This is a genomic window from Pseudomonas sp. BF-RE-21 (assembly GCF_019947305.1).
In the GTDB taxonomy this organism is placed as follows: domain Bacteria; phylum Pseudomonadota; class Gammaproteobacteria; order Pseudomonadales; family Pseudomonadaceae; genus Aquipseudomonas; species Aquipseudomonas migulae.
This window is the reverse complement of record NZ_JAGYGF010000029.1, coordinates 62,169-68,886: the sequence shown is the minus strand read 5'-3', so window position 1 is coordinate 68,886 and position 6,718 is coordinate 62,169. Positions and strand designations below refer to the sequence as shown.

The window sequence follows — 6,718 nt, the reverse complement described above, 5'->3', positions numbered from 1 at the left end:
GGTAAAACGCCTTCGCGGGCAAGCCTCGCTCCTACAGGGTATGCGCCAGTCAAGAAGCACTGACGCTGCGGATCAGATCAAACCTTCTTGTACAGCTGACTGCCTTCCTGCTTGAACCGCTCTGCCTGTTCCGCCAATCCCCGGGCGACTTCGGCGTCGACGGTCTCGATCCGCTGGTTGGCCGCGTATTCGCGGACTTCCTGGGTGATTTTCATCGAGCAGAATTTCGGCCCGCACATCGAACAGAAATGCGCGACCTTGGCCGAATCCTTCGGCAACGTCTCATCGTGATACGAACGTGCGGTGTCCGGATCGAGGCCCAGGTTGAACTGGTCTTCCCAACGGAACTCGAATCGCGCCTTGCTCAAGGCATTGTCGCGAATCTGCGCGCCCGGGTGTCCCTTCGCCAGATCGGCGGCATGTGCGGCGATCTTGTAAGTGATGATCCCGGTCTTCACGTCATCCTTGTTCGGCAGGCCCAAGTGTTCCTTCGGCGTCACGTAGCAGAGCATCGCGCAACCGAACCAGCCGATCATCGCCGCACCGATACCCGAGGTGATGTGGTCGTAGCCTGGCGCGATGTCAGTGGTCAGCGGGCCGAGGGTGTAGAACGGCGCCTCGTCGCAGCACTCGAGCTGCTTGTCCATGTTCTCTTTGATCAACTGCATCGGCACGTGGCCCGGGCCTTCGATCATGGTTTGCACGTCGTGCTTCCACGCGATCTTGGTCAGCTCGCCGAGGGTTTCCAGCTCACCGAATTGCGCGGCGTCGTTGGCGTCGGCAATCGAGCCCGGACGCAGGCCGTCGCCCAGCGAGAAGCTGACGTCGTAGGCCTTCATGATTTCGCAGATCTCTTCGAAATGCGTGTAGGCGAAGTTTTCTTTGTGGTGCGCCAGGCACCACTTGGCCATGATCGAACCGCCACGGGAAACGATGCCGGTCACACGTTTGGCGGTCAGCGGCACGTAGCGCAGCAGCACGCCGGCGTGGATGGTGAAGTAATCGACGCCCTGTTCGGCCTGTTCGATCAGCGTGTCGCGGAACAGCTCCCAGGTCAGGTCTTCGGCAGCGCCGCCGACTTTTTCCAGCGCCTGATAAATCGGCACGGTGCCGATCGGCACTGGCGAGTTGCGGATGATCCACTCGCGGGTTTCATGAATGTGCTTGCCGGTGGACAAGTCCATGATGTTGTCCGCGCCCCAGCGAATGCCCCAGGTCAGTTTCGCCACTTCTTCTTCGATGGACGAACCCAGTGCGCTGTTGCCGATGTTGCCGTTGATCTTCACCAGGAAGTTACGGCCGATGATCATCGGTTCCAGTTCGGTGTGGTTGATGTTGGCCGGGATGATCGCGCGACCGCGAGCGATCTCTTCACGAACGAATTCGGGGGTGATGATTTTCGGCACGCTGGCGCCGAAGCTGTGGCCGGCGTGTTGCTGATCCAGCAGGCCAGCGGCACGGGCGACTTCAAGCTTCATGTTTTCGCGGATGGCGACGAATTCCATCTCGGGCGTGATGATGCCCTGACGCGCGTAGTGCATTTGCGTGACGTTGCCACCGGCCTTGGCGCGGCGCGGGTTGTTCACGTGAGCGAATCGCAGCTTGGTCAGCTCCGGATCGGCGAGGCGTTCCTTGCCGAAGTTCGAGCTGAGGCCGGGCAGACGCTCGGTGTCGCCACGGGCTTCGATCCACGGCGAGCGGATGTCGGCCAAGCCTTTGCGCACGTCGATGATCACGTTGGGGTCGGTGTACGGACCCGAGGTGTCGTACACGACAACCGGCGCGTTGATCTCACCGCCGAAGTCGGTCGGGGTCACATCGAGGCTGATTTCGCGCATCGGCACGAGGATGTCCGGGCGGGAGCCCTGAACGTAGATTTTTTGCGAGCGGGTAAACGGTTGAACCGATTGTTGATCGACTTGGGCCGAGTCACTCAGGTTCGTTATGTTTTTTGGTTTTATCGTCATCACGGGCTCTCCGAACACATCCAGGCAGTGGATTTTTGTCGGAGCGAACCTGTAATCGAATGGACGCACGGGCGCTGGGAAAACCAGCAGTGCTGTGCTCAGTGCTCGAGGGGTGTTCGATTGTCGAACAACATCCCGGACGAAGCACAAGAGGACTCGCCGGGTGACGAGAAATCTTGTTCCCTACGCAGGCGCTAACCTGATCAGGTTCAACGGGATCCGAAATTATTCGATCTCAGCCTCATAGCAAGGCACCCCGACAAGAACCCGGCCAGTCTAGACACAACTGACAAAGAACGCCAACACCGCAGTAAACACCATGATGAATGGCGCAATCAGACGATTGTTGCCGCACGTATGCGCAACTACACTCGCAACGGCCATGTCGCGCATTGACGCTGAGTGGGCTGCGCCGTACCTTTGGCGCTCAAATTATCAGTGTAATTTTTAGGGATGGCCTCATGCTGCGCAAACTCTCACTGGCCCTTGCCGTGTCTTGTGCTTCCAATGGAATGGCCTGGGCAGCAGAAGCGCCCTTATCGACCAAGACCGATCTGGTCAGCGTCTACCAGGAAGCGGTGGACAACAACGCCGACCTGGCCGCCGCCCGCGCCCAATACGGCGCGCAGAAAGAAGTCGTGCCCCAGGCGCGCGCCGGCTTGCTGCCGAATATTTCCGGTGGCGCCCAGTTGGCCAACGTGCGCACCGATATCGATCAACCGTCGTCCGTTGCCAACCGTAGCGCCAATTCCTATCAGGCAACGTTGGCTCAGCCTTTGTTTCGTGCCGATCGCTGGTTCCAGTACCAGGCCGCCAAGGACGTCAATGAACAAGCCGCCCTGCAACTCTCGGCGACCGAGCAGAACCTGATCCTGCAAACCGCCGAGGACTACTTCAACGTGCTGCGCAGCCAGGACAACCTGGCCTCGACCAAGGCTGAGGAAGCGGCATTCAAGCGTCAGCTCGACCAGTCCAACGAACGCTTCGATGTCGGCCTGTCGGACAAGACCGACGTGCTGCAATCGCAAGCCAGTTACGACACCGCACGGGCCAACCGGATCGTTGCGCAGCGTCAGGTGGATGATGCGTTTGAAGCGTTGATCACCCTGACCAACCGTCAGTACAACTCGATTCAGGGCATCGTTCACACCTTGCCGATCCTGCCGCCGGCGCCGAACGACGCCAAGGCCTGGGTCGACACCGCCGCCAAACAGAACCTGAATCTGCTGGCCAGCAACTACGCGGTCAGCGCCGCCGAAGAAACCCTGAAGCAGCGCAAGGCCGGCCACGCACCAACGGTGGATGCGGTGGCCAAGTATGAGAAAGGCGACAACGATGCCTTGGGCTTCAGCAACCCGAACGGCTTCGGCCAGCCGTATGGTGGCCCCGTCGAGCAACGTACGCTGGCGCTGCAATTGAACATCCCGATCTACAGCGGCGGGCTGACCAGTTCGCAGGTTCGCGAATCGTACTCGCGCCTGGATCAGACCGAACAACAGCGTGAAGGCCTGCGTCGGCAAGTGGTGGAAAACACCCGCAACCTGCACCGCGCGGTGAACACCGATGTCGAGCAGGTGCAGGCGCGCAAGCAGTCGATCATCTCCAACCAGAGCGCGGTGGAAGCGACCGAAATCGGTTATCAGGTGGGCACGCGCAACATCGTCGATGTGCTCGACGCGCAGCGTCAGCTGTACACCTCGGTGCGCAATTACAACAACACCCGCTACGACTACATCCTCGACAACCTGCGCCTGAAGCAAGCCGCCGGCACGCTGAACCCGGGGGATTTGCAGGACCTCAAGCGCTATCTCAAGGCTGACTACAACCCGGACAAGGACTTCCTGCCACCGGACCTGGCCAAGGCTGCGGCTGAGCAGTTAAAGGCAAAACCGGGGCAGTAATGGGCGGGTGATGGCGGCTCCGAAGACGCCATCGCCAGCAAGCTGGCTCCTACAAGTCAGCGATTGATCAATCGATCCAACCCATCCAGCAACCGCTGCAACGCGCCCTGATTGGTGCGCATCACTTTCAGCCCCGCGTCTGCCATTCGCTGCGCATCGCGCGGCAATTCGAACAGCCGCTGCACCGCCAGCGCCAAACCCTCGGCATCTTCCACTTCCTGCAATGCCCCGGCACTGCGCAACTGCGCGGCGATTTCGAGGAAGTTGAACAGGTGCGGCCCACTGAGCACCGGTTTCGCCAGCGCGGCGGGTTCCAGCAAGTTATGGCCACCGTTCGGCACCAGACTGCCGCCGACAAAAGCGCTGTCGGCCAGGGCATACAAAAACAGCAACTCGCCCATGGTGTCGCCGAGCAACACCGACGTATCGGCGGTGACCGGCTCGCCGGAGGAACGACGTACTGTGGCGAAACCTTGTTGCTTGCAAAGCTCGAACACCGCGTTGAAACGCTCCGGATGGCGCGGCACCAGAATCAGCAACGTATCAGGATGACTGTCGAGCAGTTGACGATGCGCCGCCAACACCACTTCATCTTCACCGTCGTGAGTGCTGGCGGCGATCCACACCGGACGTTCCTGCGCCCGCCATTGCCCACGCAACTCGGTCGCACGCTGGAGCAGTTGCGGGTCGATGGTCAGGTCGAACTTGATCGAACCGGTCACTTCAACCGTTTCCGCACGGGCGCCCAAATCGCGGAAGCGCTGGGCCTCGGCTTCGGTCTGCACGGCGAACAGGCTCATTTCGGCGAGCATCGGCTGAGTCAATTTACCGAAGCGGCCATAGCCTTTGGCGGAACGCTCGGACAGTCGTGCGTTGGCCAGCGCCACAGGAATCCCGCGTTTGGCGCATTGGTGAATGTGGTTGGGCCAGAGCTCGGTTTCCATGATCACCGCCAGTGTTGGCCGGACCCGATCAAGAAACCGCGCCGCCGCGCATGGCAGGTCGTAAGGCAAATAGCAGTGCTGGATGCGCGGCTCGTTGGCGAACAAGGCGTGGATGCGTTCGGAGCCCGTCGGCGTCATGCAGGTCACGGTGATCGGCAGCGCGGGATAACGTTGCAGCAACGCGCGAATCATCGGCGCTGCGGCAATGCTCTCGCCCACGGACACCGCGTGCACCCAGATGCCGCCTGGCTTCATCGCCGGCAGCCCGAGCGAGAACCGCTCGCCGATGCGTTTGGCATACGCCGGTGCCTTGCGCGAGCGCAGCCACAGCCGAATCGCTACCAGTGGCAGCCCCAGATAAAACAGCGCGGTGTAGAGAGTTCTATTCATGGCGGCGGAGTTTATCGGTTTTTTCGCCGATCGCCTGCAAGTGCACGGCAAAACGTTCCGCCAGCCAACGGGCTGCCGGGCCGAGCGGTTCATCGCGGCGCCAGACCAGCTCCACCACCAACGCCGGCGGCGTCCATTCGCTGGCCAGTTCGACCATCAACCCCTGATACGCCGGATACTGCACCACGTGCCGTGGCAACCAGGCCCAGCCTAGGCCACGCACCAGCCATTCGGCCATCACGTAGAAACTGTCGGCCCGCCAGACCTGCGGGCTGGCCGGCTCGCTGCCGGGATACACACTGGACTGGGTCGACATCAGCAACTGCCGATGCTGCGCCAGTTGCTGACAATCGACCGGAGCCTGCGTTGCCAATGGATGCCCGACGCCACATACCGTGACCATTTCGACGCTGCCCAGCACTCGACGTTCGAGCGCCTCGGGAATCTGATCGTGATAAAACAACAGACCGAGATCGGCCCGGCGCTCCACCAGTTTGCGCGCCACATCGCCCTGGGCAGCACTGGTCAATTGCACTTCAAGGCTGGGAAACTGTTCCGCCAGGGCTTCGAAACTTTCAATGATCGGCTGATACGGCATCGCCTCATCCTGAGCCACGCGCAGGCGAGCTTCCTGCCCACGCGTCATTGCCAGCGCCCGGCCATTCAGGCGCTCGCATTGACGCAGCACTTCCCGCGCCTCATCCAGCAACGCATTGCCGGCCTCAGTGAGTTTCGGCTGCCGACCGCTGCTGCGGTCGAACAGGCTCACACCCAGGTCTTCTTCCAACAGCGCTATCGAACTGCTGACCGCCGACTGCGCCTTGCGCTGGTCCCGCGCCACAGCGGAAAACGATCGCTGCTCGGCAACGCTGACGAACAAACGCAACTGCTCCAGATTCCATTGAATGTTCATGGCCAACCCATCTCCCGCACAGATAGGTAATGACTTTACCCCATCTGAGCAACCTCTAAAATGCCGACCTCATAAAGCAACACTTCACACGAGGATGCACCCATGACCGCTTACTACTACCTGGCCATCGCCATCTGCGCCGAAGTGATCGCCACTGTTTCGATGAAAGCGGTCAAAGGCTTCAGCACACCGTTGCCGCTGATTCTGGTGATCGTCGGTTATGGCATTGCCTTCTGGATGCTGACGCTGGTGGTGCGCAGCGTGCCGGTGGGTGTGGCGTACGCGGTGTGGGCCGGCATGGGGATCGTGATGGTCAGCGTCGCGGCGCTGTTTATCTACGGGCAGAAGCTGGATGTACCGGCGATGCTCGGGATGGCGCTCATCGTGCTTGGCGTTGTGGTCATCCAGCTCTTCTCCAAAACCGCCGGGCACTAAGACCTGAAACACGATCCATTGTAGGAGCGAGCCTGCTCGCGATTGCGGTATGTCAGCCAACATCTCTGCTGAATGTACCGCCCTCATCGCGAGCAGGCTCACTCCCACAGGATTTGTGTCTGGCTATGGATTGATTGCCAGCAAAACCTCCATTCTTCGAGTCTGTAT

General features: G+C 60.6%; 5 protein-coding genes and 1 riboswitch. Of the genes, 2 read left to right on the top strand and 3 right to left on the bottom strand.

What is annotated here, in order from left to right; genetic code table 11:
* Positions 1-77 precede the first annotated feature (77 nt).
* Positions 78-1,967, bottom strand: a complete 1,890-nt coding sequence (thiC, locus tag KGB25_RS18870; RefSeq protein ID WP_008027894.1) for a phosphomethylpyrimidine synthase ThiC — start codon at positions 1,965-1,967, stop codon at positions 78-80.
* Between the two features lie 163 nt (positions 1,968-2,130).
* A riboswitch (TPP riboswitch) is annotated at positions 2,131-2,236 on the bottom strand.
* Positions 2,237-2,428: 192 nt separating this feature from the next.
* Here thiC and KGB25_RS18865 point away from each other — a divergent pair.
* On the top strand, positions 2,429-3,868 hold the full coding sequence (locus tag KGB25_RS18865; protein WP_008027893.1) for a TolC family outer membrane protein: 1,440 nt from the start codon (positions 2,429-2,431) through the stop codon (positions 3,866-3,868).
* A gap of 56 nt (positions 3,869-3,924) precedes the next feature.
* Here KGB25_RS18865 and waaA read toward each other — a convergent pair whose 3' ends face one another.
* Both waaA and KGB25_RS18855 read right to left on the bottom strand, forming a co-directional pair.
* Positions 3,925-5,202, bottom strand: a complete 1,278-nt coding sequence (gene waaA, locus KGB25_RS18860; RefSeq protein WP_008040404.1) for a lipid IV(A) 3-deoxy-D-manno-octulosonic acid transferase — start codon at positions 5,200-5,202, stop codon at positions 3,925-3,927.
* The gene (locus tag KGB25_RS18855) at positions 5,195-6,115 is read right to left on the bottom strand and encodes a LysR family transcriptional regulator (protein ID WP_008040402.1); all 921 of its coding nucleotides are present in this window, start codon (positions 6,113-6,115) and stop codon (positions 5,195-5,197) included. Before KGB25_RS18855 ends, waaA begins: the two co-directional genes overlap by 8 nt.
* Positions 6,116-6,217: 102 nt before the next feature.
* Here KGB25_RS18855 and KGB25_RS18850 point away from each other — a divergent pair, with 102 nt between their 5' ends.
* Positions 6,218-6,550, top strand: a complete 333-nt coding sequence (locus tag KGB25_RS18850) for a DMT family transporter (protein WP_008027887.1) — start codon at positions 6,218-6,220, stop codon at positions 6,548-6,550.
* The last annotated feature ends 168 nt before the right edge of the window (positions 6,551-6,718 follow it).